A 21695-nucleotide genomic window follows, 5' to 3' on the forward strand; every position below is an offset into this window, starting at 1 on the left:
GTCTAATCAGGCCGCAGTCACCTTACAATGGGTCCTGCTGGCGTTGCGATGTCATCATAGAGAAAAAATGTCGGCGTAAGTTCCGCTGATCCTGCAAAGGGCCTCACCAACGGTCAGTCAAAATACGCCCTGCCCCCCTTATTTAAAGGGCTGTAATGGTTTTAGCACGCTTTTGGCCGCCTGGCACTGACCTGCAACAACTTGCGCCCTCCTTCGGCATTTGGCGGTATCATGCAGGCCTTGAACCAGACCACGAGATTGCCAATAGATGTCAGAACCCAAAGGTGTAAACGGCTACCTGATCACCCAGCGCACAGACGGCTGGCACTTGATCAATTTTCACGGCGACAGCGTTGCCGGGACATTCTCGACCGAGAGCCAGGCGGTCACTGTAGCTGAAGTGTTTGTAGATGAAGCAGGCCACGCATCGAGCAAGCGCCCGAAAACAAAGTAAGCCGCTCACGCCCACAAAGAAGCCCCGTTAATTGGGGCTTTTTTGTGGGCGCCTGTTTCTGCTCACCTGCATACAATCGGCGCCGAACGCTTACTTAGTTGTTTCGCCTCATTAAACGCTAAGCGCGGACCGCACGAGGGTCATGATGGAAGGAGCAAGGCGTGGGCGGCGATGACGTGACCTTCACGCTGGTGCGGCGTGCCGGGTCACTGCCTACCGCAGGGGCCATCAGCGGAAGCGGTGTGCTGGTGATGGGGGTGCCATAAGTCAGTAAGGCTAAGCGCCAAGTCAGCCCGGGAGGTGTGCCGTTGCAGATCTTGTTTTCTGAGACTGCACGCCAGGTGGCAGTTCGCTATAATCCGCGCCAACGCCCCACGACAGTGTCAGCGCCCCCCACCTCTTCTCGACGATGACTTCTATGAAAAAAATCCTGGCACTGACCGCAGTACTGGCACTCGCCGGTTGCACCACCACGTCCGACACGCTGCTGAAAAATGGCGAGCAAGGCTTGACCATCGACTGCTCGGGCGAGGCCAACTCATGGGCCAGTTGCTACGAGAAAGCCGACGCCTCCTGTGCCGGCACCGGTTACCGCATTGTCGGCACCGACGGCACTCCAGCCCTCAAGGAAAGTGAAAAGACCCTGGGCCAGGACGTGGGCAACTTCAAGGGCCGCAGTGTGGTGGTGGTGTGCAAGTAAGCCGCCGGCTACAGATGCACCTCGGCGAACTTGATGCCCAGGCCGCGCAGGATTTCGATCAGGTCATCCAGGCGCGCAAATGATTCGACCTCGTCCTGATCGTCCACCAGGAAGTAACTGCGGCCGCCGCTTTTCTTGAAAAATACGATCCACTCGCCCAGGTCGGCGGGGTTCTGGATGACATGGGTCGCCGAAATCTGACCTTCGGCATGACGGGCTTTGACGTGTTCTCGTTTCATAACGGGCTTTCCAGAAAGAACAAATGCCGCTCGAACCCAGGGTTTGAGCGGCATCTTTGAAGTGAATGCGCCACAGTTTAACGGATGCCCTGCCCAATCAGCACGAACACACAGGCAAAAAAAAGCCCCAATCCTGCAGGATCGGGGCTTTTTATCGGGTTCAGTGCGTAGGGTGAGACGCCTTGACAGTCAAACCAGACTCAGCCGGAAATGCACTCTTCCCCGGCTTTCTTCACGTCGCCTGGCCGGATCGGCACATTGGACATGCTTTCATAAAGCTTGATGCTGCTACCGCTGGAGCGGTCTTCGATTTCGAAGATCGCGGAAGGGTCCGCCGAAAACTTCTGAGGCACGATGACCTGAATACCGTCTTTATGGGGTTCGATCTGTGGCGGGCGACGAGTCGCCTCCAGTTTGCGTACAACACACGCCGCATATTCCTGCGGTTTCTTCCCTGAGATGACCACCAACGTTGGCGGGGTCTGCTTGATATCTGCAACCGAAGCACACCCAGCAATTGCCAAGGCCAGCACCAACACACTCCACTTCATACTAAAACCTCCGATAAAGATCCTACGACAGCGGGGATGGTAAATTTCTCCCATCAACGTAGGATTTATCTCTCATTACACGGTAAATAACTGTTTTAAATTGTCGAAGTCGTCGACGACGGCCCGATAATAAACGCGCTGGGGCTGATAAACTCCATCTTAACCTACGTATCGTTCTGATTTTTCAGAAAAAGCCCTTCTGGAGACACCCCATGAAATTCATCCACCAGCGTGAGCATCTCAACGAGGGAGACATTGTCGTTATCGAATGCTCGCAGACCTGCAACATCCGCCTGATGAGCGACGCGAACTTTCGCAGCTTTAAAAATGGCGGCCGCCATACCTACCACGGCGGTGCATTTGATAAATTCCCGGCCAAGATCACCGCGCCCAGCACCGGGTTCTGGAACATCACCCTTGATGTGGTGACCCGTCGCGCCATTAGCGTGACCCGCAAGCCGGCGCTGTCCCACAAGATCCGCATCGTTCGTCGCACCAGCACCAAGCTGAGCTGAACCAGCAACCGACAGGAAACAAGCTGTGACCCCTACGACCAAATACGTCATCAAGTACAAGCTCAACGGCGAGCGCCGCTTCGAATTTGCCCAGCTGACCACCAACAGCCTCGAAGAAGCCAAGCAAGCCCTCGCAAAAATTCACGATGCCAGTGACGAAATTACTGACATTACTGTGAGCAAGGCGCTGTAAGTCATGTCGGGCCCTACTGCCGATTTGTTCGCCGATGATGCCCTGCAGCAACCTGCCGGGCGCGAGCAGATTGGCGAAGAGTCCTACGTTCTAAGGGGCTATGCCCTGCCCTGGATTGAGCGGTTGCTACCTGAATTGCGGCGCGTGCTGGCTCAGTCCCCCTTTCGGCAAATGGTCACGCCCGGTGGCTTCACCATGTCGGCGGCGCTGAGCAGTTGCGGCGAACTGGGCTGGACCACAGATCCCCGTGGCTATCGCTACAGCCCACTCGACCCGCGCAACCAGCAACCCTGGCCCGCCATGCCCGACGCGTTGCGCCAACTGGCCGAGGCAGCGGCAACCGAGGCCGGCTTCAGTGATTTTTTGCCCGACGCCTGCCTGATCAACCGTTACGTGCCGGGGGCGAAGATGTCCCTGCACCAGGACAAGAACGAGCGCAGCTACAGCGCGCCGGTGGTCTCGGTGTCCCTGGGCCTGCCGGCGATTTTTCTGTTCGGTGGCCATGAGCGCAGTCAAAAAACGCAAAAAGTCTCGCTGTTTCATGGCGATGTGGTGGTGTGGGGCGGGGTCGATCGCCTGCGCTTTCATGGGGTGATGCCGATCAAGGCCGGCGAGCATCCGGTCATGGGCGCGCAACGCATCAACCTGACCTTTCGCACCGCCGGCTGATTTGACCGCAAGCTTCGGAGTGTCGTGGGCGGACGGCACGCTTAATCTGCCCCTGAACCGTCAAGAGTGCAGGCCATGAACAACGAACTGGATCCGCGCTGGGCCGCCATCATTGCCCGCGATGCCAAGGCAGACGCCCTGTTTGTCTACGGCGTGAAAACCACGGGCGTGTATTGCCGCGCCAGCAGCGCTTCGCGCTTGCCGCGCCCCGAGAATATCGAGTTCTTCGACACCCCGGCTCAGGCTGAAGCCGCGGGGTATCGTGCCAGCAAGCGCGCTGCGGGCGATCAGACTCAACTGGCGGCTTACCATGCGCAGTTAGTCGCCGACGCCTGCCGGCTGATCGAACAGGCGCAAACGCCCCCGAGCCTGGAAGTACTGGCACGCCAGGCCGGGTTGAGCCCGTTCCACTTCCACCGTGTGTTCAAAACCGGCACCGGCTTGACCCCCAAGCGCTACGCCAGCGCCCTGCGCTCACGCAAGGTCCGCGATGGCCTCAAAGGGCAGCAGTCAGTGACGGACGCCCTCTATGACGCGGGCTTTAACGCCAACAGCCGTTTTTATGAAGCGGCTGACCAGTTGCTGGGCATGAAACCCAAGGACTACAAAGCCGGCGGTGCCAATAACACCATTCGCTTTGCCGTCGGCCAATGCGCGCTGGGGGCGATTCTGGTGGCGCAGAGTCAGCGTGGCGTGTGTGCGATTTTACTCGGCGACGACCCGGACAAACTGGTGCGCGACCTGCAAGATCAGTTTCCCAAGGCCGAGCTGGTGGGCGCGGATCAGGATTTTGAGCAGTTGGTCGCCCAAGTGGTGGGATTTGTCGAAGCCCCTGCCCTGGGCCTGGATTTGCCCTTGGACCTGCGCGGTACGGCCTTTCAGGAACGGGTATGGCAGGCATTGCGCGAAATCCCGGTAGGCAGTACCGCCAGCTATGCGCAGATAGCCGAGCGTATCGGCGCGCCCACGGCCTTTCGCGCCGTGGCCCAGGCCTGTGGTGCCAACCACCTGGCGGTGGCGATTCCCTGCCATCGCGTGGTGCGCAGCAATGGCGAGCTGTCTGGGTATCGTTGGGGGGTGGAGCGCAAACGTGAGCTGCTGGAGCGCGAAACACCCTCTTCATAAAACGCCGTTCTCGTCCAGTGAATAAAACAGAGTGGCCCGGCGCCGACGGCCCTGCTAAAACAGCGAAATGCCCTATTAACGCTGGAGACGCCCCCCATGAGCACCTGGCCAGACACCCGTATTCTCGACCTGCTGGGCATTGACGTGCCGATCATCCAGGCGCCCATGGCCGGCGCGACGACCACCGCCATGGTCATCGCGGCTCAACGGGCCGGTGCGCTGGGCTCCATGCCTGCTGCCGCGCTGAGTATCGAGCAACTGCGCGAAGCGGTGACGGTCATCCGCCTGGCCAGTACACGGCCGTTGAATCTGAACTTCTTCTGCCATCAGCCGCCCCCAGCCGACGAAGCGCGTGACCGCCGTTGGAAGGACACGCTGCAACCTTACTACCACGAACTCGGCGCCGATTTTGAAGCGCCCACCCCAGTGTCCAATCGCGCCCCGTTCAACGACGCGGCTTGCCAGCTGGTAGAAGATTTGCGCCCGCAAGTGGTGAGTTTTCACTTCGGCCTGCCGGAAAAGTCTTTGCTGGCGCGAGTAAAGGCGACGGGCGCCAAGGTGCTGTCATCGGCCACCACCGTTGAGGAAGCCGTGTGGCTCGAAGAACACGGCTGTGACGCGATTATCGCCATGGGCATGGAAGCTGGCGGGCACCGCGGCCTATTCCTCAGTGAAGATCTGAACAGCCAGATTGGTTTGATGGCACTGGTGCCGCAAGTGGTCGACGCGGTCAGCGTGCCAGTGATTGCCGCAGGCGGCATCGGTGATGCGCGTGGCATCGTCGCCGCGCTGGCCCTGGGCGCCTCGGCGGTGCAGATTGGCACGGCGTACCTGTTCACGCCCGAAGCCAGCATCACCGCCTCTCACCACCACGCGCTGCGCCATGCCCAGGCCAGCGAGACGGCACTGACCAACCTCTTCACCGGCCGACCGGCGCGGGGCATCGTCAACCGCGTGATGCGTGAACTCGGCCCGATCAACCCGAGCGCCCCGGCCTTCCCCCAAGCCGGTGGCGCGTTGATGCCGCTCAAGGCCAAGGATGAAGCGGGTTTCAGTAACCTGTGGGCGGGCCAGGCACTGCGCCTTGGCAAAGACCTGTCCACTTATGACCTGACTCGCCAATTGTCCGAGCAGGCGTTGGCCAGGCTCTCGCGCCACTGACATCAGCGGCAACTTTGCACTGTACCGGCAATGGCCAACCGCTATATATTCCCATACATAGCGGTAGAGCTTTCTACCTGAACGCCCTGTACAGCTCAAGGAGTCGCTTCACGATGATCCGCATCTCGCGCCTGGCCCCCCTGCTTGCCGTATTTGCCCTGGGTTCGGCCCATGCCAACGAAGTGCAGGTGGCCGTGGCCGCCAACTTCACCGCGCCGATCCAGGCAATCGCCGCCGACTTCGAAAAAGACACCGGTCACACACTCATCGCAGCCTACGGTGCTACAGGGCAGTTCTACACGCAGATCAAGAATGGCGCGCCGTTCGAGGTGTTCCTCAGCGCCGACGACACCACCCCGCAGAAACTCGAAAACGAGGGCGACACGCTCAAGGGGTCGCGCTTCACCTACGCGGTCGGCACCCTGGCATTGTGGTCGGCAAAAGAAGGCTATGTGGATGCCAGGGGCGAAGTGCTCAAGCACAATCAGTTCATGCACCTGGCCATTGCCAACCCGAAAGCCGCGCCCTATGGCCTGGCCGCCACCCAGGTACTGGCCCGGCAAGGGCTGACCGACACCGTCAAGGACAAGCTCGTCGAAGGCCAGAACATCACCCAGGCCTATCAGTTCGTGTCTACCGGCAACGCCGAGCTGGGCTTTGTTGCCTTGTCGCAGATCTTTAAAGACGGCAAAGTCACAAGCGGTTCAGCGTGGATCGTTCCGACATCGATGCATGACCCGATCAAACAGGACGCGGTGATCCTCAACAAGGGCAAAGACAGCGCCGCTGCCAAGGCACTGGTTGAGTACCTCAAAGGCCCGAAAGCCGCTGCCATCATCAAATCCTACGGTTACGAGCTGTAAATGCCCCTGTCGAGTGCTGATCTTTCCGCGATCTGGTTGACCATTAAACTGGCATCGTTGACCACCGTGATCCTGCTGGTCATCGGCACTCCGATTGCACTGTGGCTGTCGCGTACCACCTCATGGTGGCGCGGTCCCATCGGCGCGGTTGTCGCCTTGCCGCTGGTACTGCCGCCGACGGTTATCGGTTTCTATTTGCTGCTGACCATGGGACCCAACGGTTACTTCGGCCAGTTCACTCAATGGCTGGGCCTGGGCACGCTGACATTCAGTTTTGCCGGGCTGGTGATCGGCTCGGTGATCTATTCCATGCCGTTCGTGGTGCAGCCGTTGCAGAACGCTTTCTCTGCGATAGGCACACGCCCGCTGGAGGTGGCCGCAACCTTGCGCGCCAATCCGTGGGACACGTTTTTCACGGTGATCCTGCCTCTGGCACGCCCGGGGTTTATCACCGCATCGATCCTTGGCTTTGCCCATACCGTCGGCGAGTTCGGCGTGGTGTTGATGATCGGCGGCAACATTCCGGACAAGACCCGAGTGGTCTCGGTACAAATATACGATCACGTCGAAGCCATGGAATATGCCCAGGCTCATTGGCTGGCCGGCGCCATGGTGGTGTTCGCGTTCCTCGTATTGCTGGCGCTGTACTCCAGCCGCAGAACCCGGATGAGCTGGAGCTGATCGCGATGATTAATATACGTCTGAACCTGAAGTACTCCGCCTTTGCGCTGGACGTGGACTTGCAATTACCCGGGCGCGGGGTGACTGCGTTATACGGGCAGTCCGGCTCCGGCAAAACCACCTGCTTGCGTTGTATCGCCGGTTTGGAGCGTGCCGAGGAGGGCTTTGTGCAGATCAACGATCAGGTCTGGCAAGACAGCCGCAACGGGTTGTTCGTACCGCCGCATAAACGCGCCCTGGGTTATGTGTTCCAGGAAGCCAGCCTGTTTCCCCACCTGTCGGTGCGGGCCAATCTGGAGTTCGGCCTCAAGCGTATCCCACGCCTGCAACGGCGTGTGGATATGGCCCAGGCCACCGAATTACTGGGCATCGGTCACCTGCTTGAGCGTCACCCACAACACCTGTCCGGCGGCGAGCGCCAGCGTGTCGGCATTGCCAGAGCCTTGCTCACCAGCCCCAGGCTGTTGTTGATGGATGAACCGTTGGCCGCCCTGGACAGCAAGCGCAAGAACGAGATCCTGCCATACCTGGAGCGCCTGCACGACGAACTCGACATCCCGGTGCTGTACGTCAGCCACGCCCAGGACGAAGTCGCGCGGCTGGCTGATCATATCGTCCTGCTCCGCAACGGCAAGGCGCTGGCCAGCGGCCCCATCGGCGAAACCCTGGCGCGCCTCGATTTGCCCCTGGCCCTGGGCGACGATGCCGGCGTGGTGATCGCCGGCAGCGTCATTGCCTACGACGCGCACTATCAGTTGCTGACTCTGCAACTGCCTGACTGCCCATTGCAGATTCGCGTGGCCCATGCGCCGGTGGCGGTGGGCAAGCCGTTGCGGGTCAAGATCCAGGCACGGGATGTGAGCCTCAACCTGCACGCGGAGGAACACAGCAGCATCCTCAATCGTTTGCCCGTGACCGTCATCCAGGACATGGAGGCCGATAACAGCGCCCATGTGCTGGTGCGCCTGGATGCAGGCGGTACACCACTGTTGGCACGTATCACGCGTTTCTCCCGCGACCAGTTGCAACTGCACCCGGGCCAGGTGCTGTGGGCGCAAATCAAGGCGGTGGCGGTGCTGGCTTAAGCAATTGGCACGACCGCAAAGCGCTGCGGTCAATCAGTCATACCGGCCTGATTTGTTGCCAAGGAACCCGCCCCATGCCCGACTCTTCGTTGCCCACCGACCTGCCCCGCGACCTGCATTATGTAGATGACACCCAACCTGGAATCCGCCGTAAAAAGCTGCGGGGCAAATTCCAGTACCTGGACACAAAAGGCCAGCGCATTACCGATGCCGATGAAATCAAACGCCTGAACGCGCTGGCCGTGCCGCCCGCCTACACCGATGTATGGATCTGCGCCGACCCGCGCGGCCATCTGCAAGCCACCGGCCGTGATGCCCGTGGCCGCAAGCAATACCGTTACCACCCACGCTGGCGCGAAGTGCGTGACAGCGACAAGTATTCGCGGTTGCAGGCATTCGGCAGCGCCTTGCCCAAGTTGCGCAAACAGCTGGAAGCCCAAATCGCTGAACCCGGTTTTACCCGTGAAAAAGTGCTGGCCACGGTGGTGATGTTGCTGGACGCCACGCTGATCCGCGTCGGCAACACCCAGTATGCCCGCGAGAATAAATCCTACGGCCTGACTACGTTGCGCAATCGGCATGTGGACATCAAGGGCAGCGAAATCCAGTTTCAGTTTCGCGGCAAAAGCGGTGTCGAGCACCAAGTGAGCGTCAAGGACCGACGCCTGGCTCGCGTGGTCAAGCGGTGCATGGAGTTGCCCGGGCAGAACCTGTTCCAGTACCTGGACGAAGACGGGGAACGCCACACGGTCAGCTCCCATGACGTCAACGCTTACCTGCACGAACTCACCGGCGAAGACTTCACCGCCAAGGACTACCGCACCTGGGCGGGCACCGCGATGGCATTGGCCGTGTTGCGCGAGTTGGCGTGGCAGCCAGAGTCAGACGCCAAGCGGCATGTGGTGGGCATGGTCAAGGACGTGGCCAGGCAATTGGGCAACACGCCGGCCGTGTGCCGCAAGTGCTATATCCATCCGGCGGTGCTTGAACATTTCAGCCTTGGTGAATTATCGAAACTGCCCAAACCACGAGTGCGCAAGGGTCTGAAAGCCGAAGAAGTTGCCCTGGCGATGTTCCTGGAGAAGTTGGCCGAAGACTTGCCGCACAAAGCCAAGGTGGGTTAGCCTTCGCGTCCCTTCTGATTTACGGGACGACCGCCGACGTGAACAACTAAGCCTTCCAAAATGTATCCGCAACGAGCCGCCTGGCGCGCTTGTTGGCCTGTTCGACATTTTTTTGGAGGTGCTGATGACTGACGTCAACCGCCTGCCCGTTCTTGTTTCCCTGCAACACGTGTCTTTCCAGTTCGCCAATGGCGAAACCTTGCTGAAGGACGTGAGCCTGTCCATTGATCGCACCCGCACCGGCATCGTCGGGCGCAATGGACGTGGCAAGAGTATTCTGGCCAAGTTGATGGCCGGCGTCCTGCAACCCTCCTCAGGCGCCTTGAAAAGACCAGCGAGCCTGATCTACGTGCCCCAGGCGTTAACGATTCAAGCGGGAGAAACTGTCGCCCACATCACCGGCACCGCCCCTGCCCTGGCCGCCCTTGAGCGTATGGCACGCGGCGACGGTCGCCTGGGGGATCTGGAACTGATTGATGATCGCTGGGACCTGGCAGAGCGCCTGCGCCTGGCATTGGATACCGCAGGCTTGCCCACACTCACCGCCGCCACCCAGGCCGACCAACTCAGCGGCGGCCAACTGGCCAGGGTCGCGCTGATCGGGGCGCTGTTGGCGACGCCGCAGTTGTTGATTCTCGACGAACCCAGCAACCACCTCGACAGCGCCGGGCGTGAGTGGCTGTTGCAGGAACTGGCCGATTGGCGCGGCGGCCTGGTGGTGGTCAGCCATGACCGCCAACTGCTCAACACCATGGGGCGTATCATCGAATTATCACCCCTTGGCGTTCAGGTGTATGGCGGCAACTACGCTGCCTATCAACAGCAACGCGATGCCCAACAGCACGCCGCCATCGCAGCCTGGGAACACGCGCGCCAGGAACGTAGCCGTGAGCGTCGGCGCTTGCAAAAAGACCATGACAACCTCCAGCGCCATGCCGCGCGCTCACGCAAACAGGCCGAGACCGCCAACGTCGACCGTTTTACCAAGGCACGCTGGAAAAGCGCAGCCAAGGAGATCGTCAGTACGGTGCGCAGTGCCCACCACGAGCACAAACATCAACTCGACGCCCAGGTGCGCCAAGCCTACGAGCGCGTGGTGGATGAAACGCCGACCCTGCTCGCACTGCCAGGCTCGGCAGTACCCAACGGCCGGCAGGTCCTGATGCTGGAACATGCGCAATTGCCCTGGCTCGACCCCCAGGCCCTGGCCACCTACCTGACGATCAGCCTGGCGGGGGCCGCACGCGTCGCCGTGCGCGGGCCGAACGGTTGCGGTAAATCCACCCTGCTCAAATTGCTTGCCGGCCAGTGGCAGGCGGTCAGTGGCGAGTGTGCGGTTGCGGTGCCCAGCGCTTATATCGATCAACATCTGGCGTTGCTGGATGACCAGTGCAGCATTGTCGAGCAGCTCAACCTGCTCGACACACCGTTGGCCGAAGCCGAACTGCGCACGCGCCTGGCGCTGCTGCAACTGGACGCTTCACGGGTCACACGACCGACTGGGCAACTCAGCGGCGGCGAGCGCTTGAAAGCCGCCATGGCCGTTGCGTTGTGGCGTGATACACCAGCACAACTGTTGCTCTTGGATGAACCCACCAACCACCTGGACCTGGAGTCGGTGCTTGCCTTTGAACAGGCCTTAAAGGGTTTTACCGGCGCAATGCTGGCTGTGTCACACGATGATGCATTCTTACAGGCGATCGAGCCCACTCACCACCTGACTTGGCACCCCACAGGCTGGCAACTGGAGCGTGCCTGAGGCCATTGCGCGTAGAGGAAAAGCGGCCTACGGTAGTGGCCGAATAATCTCATCGAGGAACCCAGCCCCATGCTGCCTTCGTCCCGCAAGCCTTCCACCAACGCCACGCTTGCCCATCGCCAGCGCTGGCGTGGCCGGGTGGGCTTGATGCTGGTGGCCTGCCTGTCGGTGCTGGCGGGCATGACCGATGCCATCGGTTTTATGGCCAGCGGCGATTTCGTCTCGTTCATGAGCGGCAACACCACGCGCCTGGCGGTGGCCATCAGCGCCGGTGACTTGGGGCTCACCGGGCGTCTGGTGTTGCTGGTTGCCACCTTTGTGGTCGGTAATGCCTTGGGCGTGGTGGTCAGCCGCTTCAGCAAGCGCCACGCACTGCCGTTGTTACTGTGCATCGGTGCCTTGCTTTGCGGCGCGGCGCTGTGGCCGGCGACCGACACCCTGCCCGCGTTGCTCGCGGCGATTATCGCCATGGGTATGCTTAACGCGGCGGTCGAAGAAGTGAACGGGTTACCCGTGGGGCTCACTTACGTCACCGGGGCGCTTTCGCGTTTTGGTCGCGGGCTGGGGCGCTGGCTACTGGGCGAGCGCCGCAATGGTTGGCGCGTGCAATTGATTCCGTGGGCCGGGATGTTTGTCGGTGCCGTGATCGGCGCGCTGCTGGAGCAACAGATGGGGCTGCGCGCACTGTGGGTCAGTGGTGCATTGGCGGGGTTATTGGGGCTGGTGACACTGATGATTCCGCGACGCTGGCACTTGGGTTTTATGCCGCGTTGAGGCTAAACAAAGAGGTGCTCGCTCGACGTTTAAGCCTCGACATCCGTGTACCGGTAAAGAGCCATCACGTCGAGCGAGCGAGTGAATCATAAGGCAATGCCTGGCGGCTGTCCCGCCAGGCGTTTCGGAAATGGGCTAAGGCAAGGTATTACAGACAAGTGGCAAGCGCTGCCAGGCGTCGTTTGGCCGGCATGTTGTCTTCCACGGCATAGTATTTGACGGTAGAACCCGCTCCCGTGCTTTGTATGTCAACAAAGTAGTCGCCGGCCGTGGTGTAGACGGTGTAACCACCGGCCTCGGTGGCTTCCTTGAAACCGCCGGCATCAACGCCAAACACGCGCTCATCCTGCCAGCCGAACTGAATGCACTGGGCAACCACCAGGGTGGCCTTGTCCGATGCCAGGGTTTTGTAGGGGCTGCCTGCACGCGCCTCTTTCATCTTCGAGCCCGCGCAACCGGCCAGTGCGGCCAGTACCAATGCGCCGATTACCATCTTGAACATGCCTGTGCTTCCTTGGAAAAACCGTGACTCTACCACTGTGCCGCGGCCAACTGACGCGCCCATGAACTTTGTTTCACTGTGACGGGCCAACCTGCCGTCTATAGTTGGCAGGCTCATTTTTTGGAAGTCTCCCTTCTGCCCGCCCTCCCGCGGGCTTTTTTTTGCCTGGACGTCAGAACCACCAGCGAAACAGATAGAACAGCGCCATGCTCAACAGCACCGTGATCAACACACTGCGCGTCCAGAACATCAACGCCACGGCGCAGATACCGGCCAGCAGGTACGGGTTGCTCGGGCTCAGGTTGAGCTGATGATCGGCCAGGAAAATAATCGGCCCGCAGATCGCCGTGAGCATACCCGGCACGGCAAAACCGAGGAACTCACGGGCGCCGCGATTGAGCCGCACCGGCAAACGCGGCTCAAGAAACACGTAGCGGTTGAAAAACACCACCAGGCCCATGGCCACAATCATCAAGTAAATCATCGTTGCCCGACTCCCAATCGCTTGCAGGCAAAACCTGCGCTCATCCCCAGAACACCCGAGACCACCACCGCCGATTCCCAGTGCAAATAACTCAACCACACCGAACACAGCAGCGAAACCGCGACGCACACCACAGTCGGCACATCGCGTACCACCGGGGTGATCAGGGCGATGAAAGTCGCGGCAATAGAGAACTCCAGCCCCAACTGGTCAAGGCCCGGTATGCTTTTGCCCAGCACAATGCCGGCCAGGGTGAAGAGGTTCCAGATGATGTAAAACGTCAGGCCGACACCCAGGGCGTACCAGCGATTGAACGTCTGGCGGTCATAGTGGTTGACCAGGGCAAAGAACTCATCGGTCAGCAGAAAACCCAGGCTCATGCGCCACCGGGTGTTGAGCGACGACAATGTGGGCCGCATGTGCATGCCATACAGCAGGTGCTGAGAGGTCAGCAACAAGGTTGTCAGCACAATGGAAATCAGGCTGGCACCGCTCTTGACCATGCCAATGGCCACCAGCTGTGCCGCACCGGCAAACACGATGGCAGACAAACCTTGGGCTTGCAGCGGGGTAAATTGCGCATCGATGGCCATGGAGCCGGCGAGCAATCCCCACGGGGCACAGGCCAGGGACAAGGGAATAACGGCAATGGCGCCGCGGGTGAAGGCGTAATGAGGTAATGCAGTGGGCATGGAAACGGCTCATCGACGGACAGTCGACAAGCATGCCAGTGCAATCAGGGGCTTGTCTTGAACGATCTTGCTCAGGCGAGCCTTACCGAAACCTGCTCTACCGAATCCCGCGCTTCACGCAGTTCGTACGCGTCCTGGTTCAGCCGGTGGATGGTGTTGAGCAAACGCTGGCGCAGCACCTCATCGCCGAGTTTTTCCACGGCGCGCATCAGGTCGAACGCCGCGGTTTCGTTATTTTCCGCGACGGAATCCAGGATCTTGCGCAGGTTGCGAGTGGCACGGGTCACACAGTTCTTCCTTTCTCAGCAATGGGCAGGCACTTTAGGACCTTTGTGTTTCAGTTTAATTTCAAACAGTTGTGGCTGTTTTGCGGGTTTTTGATCCAGGTCAAATGAAACAAGGTTTGACCGGAAATATGAAAATACGTATAGACGCACTGCGTCTGACAGCAATGGGCGGCAGACCACAACAGGCCAGCATTGGGTGCTGAGCCATCGGAGCGTTTATTCATGCTTGTCGCAATTGCGATTTTCCTCGTCACCATCGTACTGGTCATCTGGCAACCCAAGGGACTTGGCGTGGGTTGGAGTGCCAGCCTGGGCGCGATTCTGGCACTGGGTTGCGGGGTAATCAGCCTGGCGGACATCCCGGTGGTGTGGCACATCATCTGGAACGCCACGGGCACCTTCGTCGCGCTGATCATCATCAGCCTGTTGCTCGACGAGGCCGGCTTCTTTGCCTGGACAGCCCTGCATGTGGCGCGTTGGGGCCGTGGCCGCGGCAGGCGGTTGTTTGCCTATATGGTGCTGCTGGGCGCACTGGTGTCGGCACTGTTTGCCAATGACGGCGCAGCGTTGATTCTCACGCCCATCGTGATGTCGATGCTGCTGGCCTTGCGCTTTTCACCGGCGGCGACCCTGGCATTCGTCATGGGTGCCGGCTTTATTGCCGATACGGCGAGCCTGCCATTGGTGGTGTCGAACCTGGTCAATATCGTCTCGGCTGACTATTTCAAGATCGGCTTTAACGAATATGCTGCCGTGATGGTGCCGGTGAACCTGGTCAGCGTCGCCGCGACCCTCGCAGTGCTGCTGTGGTTTTTCCGCCGGGACATCCCCCAAACCTATGACCCGGCCGACCTGGAAGACCCCACCAGTGCCATCCATGACCCAGCGACGTTCCGCGCCGGTTGGTGGGTATTGGGTATTTTGTTGATCGGCTGTTTCGCCCTTGAACCGCTGGGCATTCCCATCAGCGCGATTTCCGCAGTCTGCGCCGTGCTGCTGCTGGTGATTGCCGCCAAGGGCCACAAGATTTCCACGCGCAAAGTCCTCAAGGAAGCACCGTGGCAGATCGTGATTTTTTCCTTGGGGATGTACCTGGTGGTGTACGGCCTGCGTAACGCCGGGCTGACCGACTACCTGGCGACCTGGCTGGACACCTTCGCGACCTACGGAGTATGGGGCGCGGCGATGGGCACCGGCGTGCTGACGGCGCTGCTCTCATCGGCGATGAATAACCTGCCGACGGTGCTCATTGGTGCGCTGTCCATCGAGTCCAGCCATGCCGTGGGCGTGGTCAAGGACGCGATGATCTATGCCAACGTGATCGGCAGCGACCTGGGCCCCAAGATCACGCCCATTGGCAGCCTGGCCACGTTGCTGTGGCTGCATATTCTGGCACGCAAAGGCATCACCATTACCTGGGGTTACTACTTCAAGGTCGGCATCGTGCTGACGTTGCCGGTGCTCTTGATCACCCTCGCCGCCCTCGCCTTGCGCCTGAGCGTTTAAAGGAGCCTGCAACGAAAGTATTGCCTCAACGCCGCAGCTTCTGTCGGAGCGAGCTTGCTCGCGAAAAACTCACCGGCGCCGCATTCATTCAGGAAACTCGCGTTATCGTTGACGTTTTCGCGAGCAAGCTCGCTCCTACAGAGGACGTGGTATCGGCCTTCCAGACTGACGTATGCTCTGGCACTTTCTCGAAAGGAACTTGGCATGCTGTCGATCTTTGTCTATGCGCTGGTATTCGGTTTTGTATTTTGCCTCTCTCCCGGCGCCGTGCTGGCGGAGACCCTGCGCCGCGGCTTGCTCCATGGTTTCACACCGGCGCTGATGGTGCAGTTTGGTTCCCTGGTCGGTGATGCAGTCTGGGCGGTGATCGGACTTACCGGTATCGCGCTGCTGATCCAGCATGATGCGGTGCGCGTGCCACTGACGGTGATCTGTGCGCTGTACCTGGCCTGGCTGGGCATCCGTAGTTTGATTGACGCCTGGCAGCTACCAGCCGCCGACGACACCCCCGCCACCTCAGGCAAAAATGCGTTGGCCGTGGGCGCCGCGATCTCGCTGGCCAACCCGAAGAATATTGTCTATTGGGGCGCGCTGGGCAGCGCGCTTTCCGGCATCGTCGGCTCCACTCCGAGCCACGGGCAAACTCTGATGTTCTTTGCAGGCTTCATGCTGGCGTCAGTGCTTTCGTGCTTTCTGGTCGCCGCGCTGGTGAATCTGCTGCGCAAGAACGCCTCACCCACTTGGCAGCGCGTCAGTTATGCGGCTTGCGGTGTGGTATTGATCTATCTGGCGATACTCGCCGCTCAAGGCATATGAAGTTATATATCCAGCAACTTACTCATGCCTGTTGTCTGAATGAACTCTGAACACAGGCTAATTTAATTAAACATGCGTTGACATTCTGTTAGCGCCTGAGTAGATTGCCCCTGCCCGCAATTGGGGGCCTTTTTTAAACCTCACAAAAGAAGCCAATGGACACAGTATCTAGTCGCTGTCCGAGCACCGCATCAGCGGGCATCGGGCGCCAAATCCAGAATATGACAGGACTCGCCTTCCAGGTCCGGTAAGCTGCGCTAGAGCTTGATGCTCCACCGTAACTGCCTCACCGGTCGCCCGTCCGGTCCCGAGGTGTGTTATGACCTTCCAACTCATTGCTTTGCCTGATGTACGCACGCTTGCTGTCGCCCTGCGAGCCAAGCTGTGCCGTGCGCCCGCAGGCGTTTGCGCGTCCCGCTCGACCTTTGTTGCACCCTCCCCTCAAGCACGCCCGGCACCACCGCTGGCGCACTGGCGCATCTGCCCTGAAAGCGGCCAACTGGCGCAGCACTGGGATCACGCCGACCCTCAAGACCCACAGAGACCCAAGGTTTCCAGCCTGGCACAAGCCAGCTTGATGCTCGGTCTGCATGTGAGCGCTCGCGCCGCCTGACCCGGCTGGAAACACCCAATTTTTTATTAATACCCTGGAGTTCTTTATGAACATGTCCAGTAGTAGCCCGCTGCACGTTCGTTAACTAACGCGCTGTTAGCGGGCACTGTAAAAGTTATCTGAATACTTATTTAAACCGATCGCGAAGTCCGCGGCTCGGCATGCTTTCGCTCGCCTGTATGCAGGTAAGTAACGGGTATGTTTTGTCGAGAATTGGCGACAGGAGTACACACAATGAGCGCCGTAAAAAACACGCCTCTGCACAAGAAAAATGGCACCGCTGCCGACACCAAACTGTCGATGCGCGCCGCCCGCGAAGCCCAGAACGGCCTGGCGGCCACCCTCGCCAATGTGCGTGCCAGCCAGGACGGCCTGACCGAACTGGACGCCTCGGCGCGTCTGCACCGCGAAGGCTACAACGAAGTTGCCCACGACAAGCCGCCCCACGCCCTCGTCCAGTTCCTGCAGGCGCTGAACAACCCGTTCATCTACGTGCTGTTGACCCTGGGCGGCATCAGCTTCATCACTGACTGCTGGCTGCCCATGCAGGAAGGCGAAGACGCTGACCCGACCAAGGTCATCATCATCATGACCATGGTGCTGCTCAGCAGCCTGCTGCGCTTCTGGCAGGAACACCGCTCGGCCAAATCCGCCGAGGCCCTCAAAGCCATGGTGCGCACCACCGCCACCGTGCTGCGTCGCGAACAGGTCGGCGCCCAGCCCATCCTGCGTGAGGTGCCGATGCGCGAACTGGTGGCGGGCGATATCGTGCAGCTGTCGGCCGGCGACATGATCCCCGCCGACATCCGCCTGATCGAGTCCCGCGACCTGTTTATCAGCCAGGCCGTACTGACCGGCGAAGCCTTGCCGGTGGAGAAGTACGACACCCTGGGCGACGTCACGCAAAAATCCGCGTCCAGCCTGGCCGCCGACCAGGGCAACCTGCTGGACCTGCCGAACATCTGCTTCATGGGCACCAACGTAGTCAGTGGCCGCGCCAAAGCGGTAGTGGTGGCAACAGGGCCACGCACCTACTTTGGCTCCCTGGCCAAGGCGATTGTAGGCTCGCGGGTGCAGACCGCCTTCAACCGTGGGGTGAACAGTGTCAGCTGGCTGCTGATCCGTTTCATGCTGGTGATGGTGCCGATCGTGTTCTTCCTCAATGGCTTCTCCAAGGGCGATTGGGGCGATGCCTTTCTGTTTGCCCTGGCGGTGGCTGTCGGCCTGACCCCGGAAATGCTGCCGATGATCGTCAGCGCCAACCTGGCCAAGGGCGCCACGGCCATGGCCAAGCGCAAAGTGGTGGTCAAGCGCCTCAATGCGATCCAGAACTTCGGTTCGATGGATGTGCTGTGCACCGACAAGACCGGCACCCTGACCCAGGACAAGATCATCCTTGAGCATCACGTCAACGCCTTTGGCCGGCGCGATGACGCCGTGCTGTCCCTGGCCTGGCTCAACAGCTTCCACCAGAGCGGCATGAAGAACCTGATGGACCAGGCCGTGGTGCAGTTCGCGGAGCAAAATCCCAAGTTCCAGGTGCCATTTGCCTACAGCAAGGTCGATGAATTGCCCTTCGACTTTGTCCGCCGTCGCCTGTCTATTGTGGTCAAGGATGCCGCCGGTGATCAGTTGCTGGTATGCAAAGGCGCCGTGGAAGAGATGCTGAGCATTTCAACCCACGCCCTGGAAGACGGCGCCGCCGTGCCGCTGGACGATCGCCGCCGCGAGGCGCTGCTGGCGATTGCCAACGACTACAACGAAGACGGTTTCCGGGTGCTGGTGGTTGCGACCCGCCATATTCCCAAGGCAATGGCGCGTCAGCAATACACCACGGCCGATGAGCGTAACCTGGTGATCCAGGGGTTCCTGACCTTTCTCGACCCGCCAAAGGAAACCGCCGGCCCTGCGATTGCCGCGCTGCAGCAAATTGGTGTCGCGGTCAAAGTCCTCACCGGCGACAACGCGGTGGTTACCAGCAAGATCTGCCGTCAGGTCGGTCTTGAGCCAGGCGAGCCTCTGCTGGGCGTGGAAATCGAAGCGATGGACGACGCCACCCTGCTGCGCCGCGTCGAAGAACGCACGGTGTTCGCCAAGCTGACACCGCTGCAAAAATCCCGCGTGCTCAAGGCGCTGCAAGCCAACGGCCATACGGTGGGCTTTCTCGGCGATGGCATCAACGATGCGCCGGCGCTGCGGGATGCCGATGTGGGTATTTCGGTGGACAGCGGCACCGACATCGCCAAGGAGTCGGCCGACATCATCTTGCTGGAAAAGAGCCTGATGGTGCTGGAAGAAGGCGTGCTCAAGGGCCGCGAAACCTTCGGCAATATCATGAAGTACCTGAACATGACCGCCAGCTCCAACTTCGGCAACGTGTTCTCGGTACTGGTGGCCAGTGCGTTCATTCCGTTCATGCCGATGCTGGCGATCCACCTGCTGCTGCAGAATCTGATGTACGACATCTCCCAACTGGCCCTGCCTTGGGACAAGATGGACAAGGAATACCTGGCTAAACCGCGCAAGTGGGATGCCAAAAACATCGGCCGCTTCATGATCTGGATCGGGCCGACCTCGTCGATCTTCGACATCACCACCTTTGCGCTGATGTGGTACGTGTTCTCGGCCAACAGTGTGGAAATGCAGACGCTGTTCCAGTCCGGCTGGTTCATCGAGGGCCTGCTCTCGCAAACCCTGGTGGTGCATATGCTGCGCACCCGCAAGATCCCGTTCTTCCAGAGCACCGCCGCCTGGCCGGTGTTGATGATGACCTGCATCGTGATCGCCCTGGGCATCTATGTGCCGTTCTCACCGCTGGGCACCCTGGTGGGCCTGCAACCGCTGCCGATGGCGTACTTCCCATGGCTGGTAGGCACCCTGCTGGCTTACTGCTGCGTGGCCCAACTGATGAAGACCATCTACATCCGCCGCTTCAAGCAGTGGTACTGACCCTCCCCGCCGTTCGAACGCTGGCGGCCGCCCGGTCGCCAGCGTGCAATACAAGGATTTGCTCATGCGCGTGTTGATCTGTGCAGGTCGTCATTACGCCGACACCAAAAAGTCCCGCCACGTGCTGGACGCTTACCACCGCCTGCACCCGGTGCAGGTATTGATCCACGGCGGCAACCAGTTTCTCGGCAGCGAGATCGAGGAATGGGCGCGTGAAATCGGGATCGACGTCGTGCGCTACCCACCCAATTGGCAGCGCCACGGCAAACAGGCAGAACGCCAGCGCAACCACTTCATGCTGGCCGACAGCCGCCCCGACCTGATCATCGCCCTGCCCGGCGGTGACGATACCTCGGAGCTGGTCTGCCAGGCCAAAGCCAGCGGCATTTCGGTGCTGACCGTAGAAAGCTGAATTCAAACGAGGTGCATCATGCACAACCCACACAACCCGAAGCACACGGACGGGTTCGCCAAATATCGCGCGCGCCACTTGCGCAGGGCGCGTCCCACCCTGCTGCTCCTGCCACCGGCCAAGCGCCGCGCATTGCAGCGCAACCTGATCTTTATCGGCGTGACGCTGGGCACGCTGTTACTCCTCGCCCTGGTTTCCAAGGCAAATGCCGCCGGCGGCGCCTACGTGGTGGATGATGGCGCGATCAATGCGCCTGGCGAATGCAACGTCGATGCCTGGCACACCGCCAACCGGCACGCTGGCAGTACGCATAACGAAACCTTGTCCCCGGCCTGCACATTCAGTGGCCTGCCATGGGTGCAGTGGGGCGCGGCGTTATCGCGGGCCACTGACGCAGGAAAGGGCGAAACGCAAGTCAGCCCACAGGTGAAGGCTCAGCTGTTGTCACGAGAAGACCTCGGGCTGGAGCTGGCAATCGCCGCCGGTGCGCACATTGCCCTCGATCGCCGGCACGCATTCGACGGCGCTGACTTCAACCTGCCGTTAACGTGGCAGGCCATGGATGCCTTGCGCCTGAACCTGAACGCCGGCTGGAACCATGCCTATAACGATGGAGCACAACAGCACCGCCTGACCTGGGGCGCGGGTTTCGAATACCAGCTTGCGCAGATGTTGACGTTGGTTGGCGAACGCTATGGCCAGGAAGGCGGTGAGCAGGCGTGGCAAGCGGGCCCGAGATTCCACGTCGGCAAATTTGTCGACGTGGACCTGGTGGTCGGGCGCAGTTTGACTGGAGACCGTGCCCAGTGGCTGACCACTGGGGCGACCTTGAGGTTCTAGGCCTTGGCCTGTTGCTCCAGGTGTACTTGCAACTGCGGATCAATTTGCAGCTGCCCGGCCAGATCGTCCAGGTAGTTGCGCTCGGCGTCCTGCTGATCATTGACCAGCATGACGCTGGCCAGGTAAATCTCCGAAGCGAGTGCCGGGTCATGGGCATATTCAGCGAAATCTGCGGCATCCAGTGGCTTGGCGACTTCGGCATCGAGCCACTGCTGCAATTGTGGGTCGTCGGTGTGACGGCCTATCTCGGCAGAGATCATCTGTTGCTCTTGTTCATCAATCTTGCCGTCTGCCTTGGCCGCTGCGATCAACGCACGCAATACCCCGTGGCTATGCGCTTCGGCCTCGGCGCCGTCAAGCTGGTCGACGGTCTGGATAGCTTGCTGCGGCGCAGTCGCCTGCTGACGTTGCCACGCTTGATACGCCTGGAATGCGGCCATCCCCAGGGACGCCAGGGCTGCATAATTCATCCCGCCGCTGCGCGTCTGGGTGGTACCGCCGGCCGGTGCGCCGCCCAACAAGCCACCCAGGCCACCCAGCAAACCACCCAAGCCGCCACCGGCCGATGCATTGCCGGTACCGGCGCCTTTCAACAAGCCTCCAAGCAATCCGCCCAGGCCGCCGCCCGAAGCGCCGCCGCCTTGCTGCCCTGCTCGCAACAGTTGTTCCAGTAGATCGCTGGTATTCATGGTGTCGCCCTC

At 60.4% G+C, this 21695-nt stretch carries 26 protein-coding genes and 1 pseudogene; 20 read left to right on the forward strand and 7 right to left on the reverse strand.

Going from position 1 to position 21695, the window contains the following annotated elements:
- Positions 1-268 precede the first annotated feature (268 nt).
- From JFT63_RS11755 to JFT63_RS11760, 3 genes and pseudogenes are all read left to right on the forward strand, one after another.
- On the forward strand, positions 269-454 hold the full coding sequence (locus JFT63_RS11755) for a hypothetical protein (RefSeq protein WP_057703368.1): 186 nt from the start codon (positions 269-271) through the stop codon (positions 452-454).
- A gap of 161 nt (positions 455-615) precedes the next feature.
- A pseudogene (locus tag JFT63_RS30085) lies at positions 616-720 on the forward strand (fimbrial protein); the annotation flags it as partial.
- A gap of 152 nt (positions 721-872) precedes the next feature.
- Positions 873-1154: a hypothetical protein gene (locus tag JFT63_RS11760; protein WP_057703369.1), complete on the forward strand. Its 282-nt coding sequence runs from the start codon at positions 873-875 to the stop codon at positions 1152-1154.
- A gap of 8 nt (positions 1155-1162) precedes the next feature.
- Here the strand turns inward: JFT63_RS11760 and JFT63_RS11765 are convergent, their stop codons facing one another.
- Positions 1163-1393, reverse strand: a complete 231-nt coding sequence (locus JFT63_RS11765; RefSeq protein WP_057703370.1) for a hypothetical protein — start codon at positions 1391-1393, stop codon at positions 1163-1165.
- A 200-nt stretch (positions 1394-1593) separates the two neighbouring features.
- Entirely contained in the window at positions 1594-1944 is a 351-nt protein-coding gene (locus JFT63_RS11770) for a hypothetical protein (protein WP_005788197.1), read from the reverse strand.
- Positions 1945-2156: 212 nt separating this feature from the next.
- On the opposite strand from JFT63_RS11770, the gene JFT63_RS11775 reads away from it, so the two are divergent.
- From JFT63_RS11775 to JFT63_RS11825, 11 genes are all read left to right on the forward strand, one after another.
- Positions 2157-2459 carry a DUF1883 domain-containing protein gene (locus JFT63_RS11775; RefSeq protein ID WP_003173824.1) on the forward strand — a complete coding sequence of 101 codons (303 nt, stop codon included), beginning with the start codon at positions 2157-2159 and terminating at the stop codon, positions 2457-2459.
- Between the two features lie 25 nt (positions 2460-2484).
- Positions 2485-2652: a hypothetical protein gene (locus tag JFT63_RS11780; RefSeq protein WP_198843997.1), complete on the forward strand. Its 168-nt coding sequence runs from the start codon at positions 2485-2487 to the stop codon at positions 2650-2652.
- Between the two features lie 3 nt (positions 2653-2655).
- On the forward strand, positions 2656-3321 hold the full coding sequence (gene alkB, locus JFT63_RS11785; protein ID WP_198843998.1) for a DNA oxidative demethylase AlkB: 666 nt from the start codon (positions 2656-2658) through the stop codon (positions 3319-3321).
- A 75-nt stretch (positions 3322-3396) separates the two neighbouring features.
- Positions 3397-4446 carry a bifunctional DNA-binding transcriptional regulator/O6-methylguanine-DNA methyltransferase Ada gene (ada, locus tag JFT63_RS11790; RefSeq protein WP_198843999.1) on the forward strand — a complete coding sequence of 350 codons (1050 nt, stop codon included), beginning with the start codon at positions 3397-3399 and terminating at the stop codon, positions 4444-4446.
- A 96-nt stretch (positions 4447-4542) separates the two neighbouring features.
- Positions 4543-5607, forward strand: coding sequence for an NAD(P)H-dependent flavin oxidoreductase (locus JFT63_RS11795; protein WP_198844000.1), 1065 nt, complete (start codon positions 4543-4545; stop codon positions 5605-5607).
- A gap of 113 nt (positions 5608-5720) precedes the next feature.
- Entirely contained in the window at positions 5721-6470 is a 750-nt protein-coding gene (gene modA / locus JFT63_RS11800) for a molybdate ABC transporter substrate-binding protein (RefSeq protein WP_198844001.1), read from the forward strand.
- Positions 6471-7151 (forward strand): molybdate ABC transporter permease subunit, encoded by a 681-nt coding sequence (modB, locus tag JFT63_RS11805; RefSeq protein ID WP_198844002.1) that lies wholly within the window; start codon positions 6471-6473, stop codon positions 7149-7151.
- Positions 7152-7156: 5 nt separating this feature from the next.
- Positions 7157-8236 (forward strand): molybdenum ABC transporter ATP-binding protein, encoded by a 1080-nt coding sequence (gene modC / locus JFT63_RS11810; protein ID WP_198844003.1) that lies wholly within the window; start codon positions 7157-7159, stop codon positions 8234-8236.
- A gap of 74 nt (positions 8237-8310) precedes the next feature.
- Positions 8311-9360, forward strand: a complete 1050-nt coding sequence (locus JFT63_RS11815) for a DNA topoisomerase IB (RefSeq protein WP_198844004.1) — start codon at positions 8311-8313, stop codon at positions 9358-9360.
- Positions 9361-9484: 124 nt separating this feature from the next.
- Complete coding sequence (locus JFT63_RS11820) at positions 9485-11119, forward strand: ABC-F family ATP-binding cassette domain-containing protein (RefSeq protein ID WP_198844005.1); 1635 nt, start codon at positions 9485-9487, stop codon at positions 11117-11119.
- A gap of 69 nt (positions 11120-11188) precedes the next feature.
- Positions 11189-11893: a YoaK family protein gene (locus JFT63_RS11825; protein WP_057703379.1), complete on the forward strand. Its 705-nt coding sequence runs from the start codon at positions 11189-11191 to the stop codon at positions 11891-11893.
- A 148-nt stretch (positions 11894-12041) separates the two neighbouring features.
- On the opposite strand, the gene JFT63_RS11830 is transcribed toward JFT63_RS11825, so the two are convergent.
- The 4 genes from JFT63_RS11830 to JFT63_RS11845 all read right to left on the reverse strand — a co-directional run bounded on the left by JFT63_RS11830 (position 12042) and on the right by JFT63_RS11845 (position 13858).
- The gene (locus JFT63_RS11830) at positions 12042-12395 is read right to left on the reverse strand and encodes a hypothetical protein (protein WP_057703380.1); all 354 of its coding nucleotides are present in this window, start codon (positions 12393-12395) and stop codon (positions 12042-12044) included.
- A 172-nt stretch (positions 12396-12567) separates the two neighbouring features.
- A complete protein-coding gene (locus JFT63_RS11835; RefSeq protein WP_057703381.1) occupies positions 12568-12879 on the reverse strand; it encodes an AzlD domain-containing protein in 312 nt (103 codons plus the stop codon).
- Entirely contained in the window at positions 12876-13571 is a 696-nt protein-coding gene (locus tag JFT63_RS11840; protein WP_057703382.1) for an AzlC family ABC transporter permease, read from the reverse strand. Before JFT63_RS11840 ends, JFT63_RS11835 begins: the two co-directional genes overlap by 4 nt.
- Positions 13572-13642: 71 nt before the next feature.
- Positions 13643-13858 (reverse strand): hypothetical protein, encoded by a 216-nt coding sequence (locus JFT63_RS11845; protein WP_057703383.1) that lies wholly within the window; start codon positions 13856-13858, stop codon positions 13643-13645.
- A 222-nt stretch (positions 13859-14080) separates the two neighbouring features.
- Here JFT63_RS11845 and JFT63_RS11850 point away from each other — a divergent pair, with 222 nt between their 5' ends.
- The 6 genes from JFT63_RS11850 (at position 14081) to JFT63_RS11875 (ending at position 20994) form a co-directional block, all read left to right on the forward strand.
- Positions 14081-15364 (forward strand): arsenic transporter, encoded by a 1284-nt coding sequence (locus JFT63_RS11850; protein ID WP_057703384.1) that lies wholly within the window; start codon positions 14081-14083, stop codon positions 15362-15364.
- A gap of 204 nt (positions 15365-15568) precedes the next feature.
- Positions 15569-16180 (forward strand): LysE family transporter, encoded by a 612-nt coding sequence (locus JFT63_RS11855; RefSeq protein WP_198844006.1) that lies wholly within the window; start codon positions 15569-15571, stop codon positions 16178-16180.
- A 319-nt stretch (positions 16181-16499) separates the two neighbouring features.
- Positions 16500-16793, forward strand: coding sequence for a hypothetical protein (locus JFT63_RS11860; RefSeq protein WP_198707837.1), 294 nt, complete (start codon positions 16500-16502; stop codon positions 16791-16793).
- A gap of 234 nt (positions 16794-17027) precedes the next feature.
- A complete protein-coding gene (gene mgtA / locus JFT63_RS11865; RefSeq protein WP_198844007.1) occupies positions 17028-19742 on the forward strand; it encodes a magnesium-translocating P-type ATPase in 2715 nt (904 codons plus the stop codon).
- Positions 19743-19806: 64 nt separating this feature from the next.
- The gene (locus tag JFT63_RS11870) at positions 19807-20154 is read left to right on the forward strand and encodes a DUF2493 domain-containing protein (RefSeq protein WP_005788155.1); all 348 of its coding nucleotides are present in this window, start codon (positions 19807-19809) and stop codon (positions 20152-20154) included.
- A gap of 18 nt (positions 20155-20172) precedes the next feature.
- Positions 20173-20994 carry a hypothetical protein gene (locus JFT63_RS11875; RefSeq protein ID WP_198844008.1) on the forward strand — a complete coding sequence of 274 codons (822 nt, stop codon included), beginning with the start codon at positions 20173-20175 and terminating at the stop codon, positions 20992-20994.
- Here JFT63_RS11875 and JFT63_RS11880 read toward each other — a convergent pair.
- Positions 20991-21683, reverse strand: a complete 693-nt coding sequence (locus JFT63_RS11880; RefSeq protein ID WP_057703622.1) for a tellurite resistance TerB family protein — start codon at positions 21681-21683, stop codon at positions 20991-20993. The two genes, JFT63_RS11875 and JFT63_RS11880, sit on opposite strands and share 4 nt — an antisense overlap.
- Between the last annotated feature and the right edge of the window lie 12 nt (positions 21684-21695).

This window comes from Pseudomonas sp. MF7453, from assembly GCF_016405455.1.
In the GTDB taxonomy this organism is placed as follows: Bacteria; Pseudomonadota; Gammaproteobacteria; order Pseudomonadales; family Pseudomonadaceae; genus Aquipseudomonas; species Aquipseudomonas paralactis.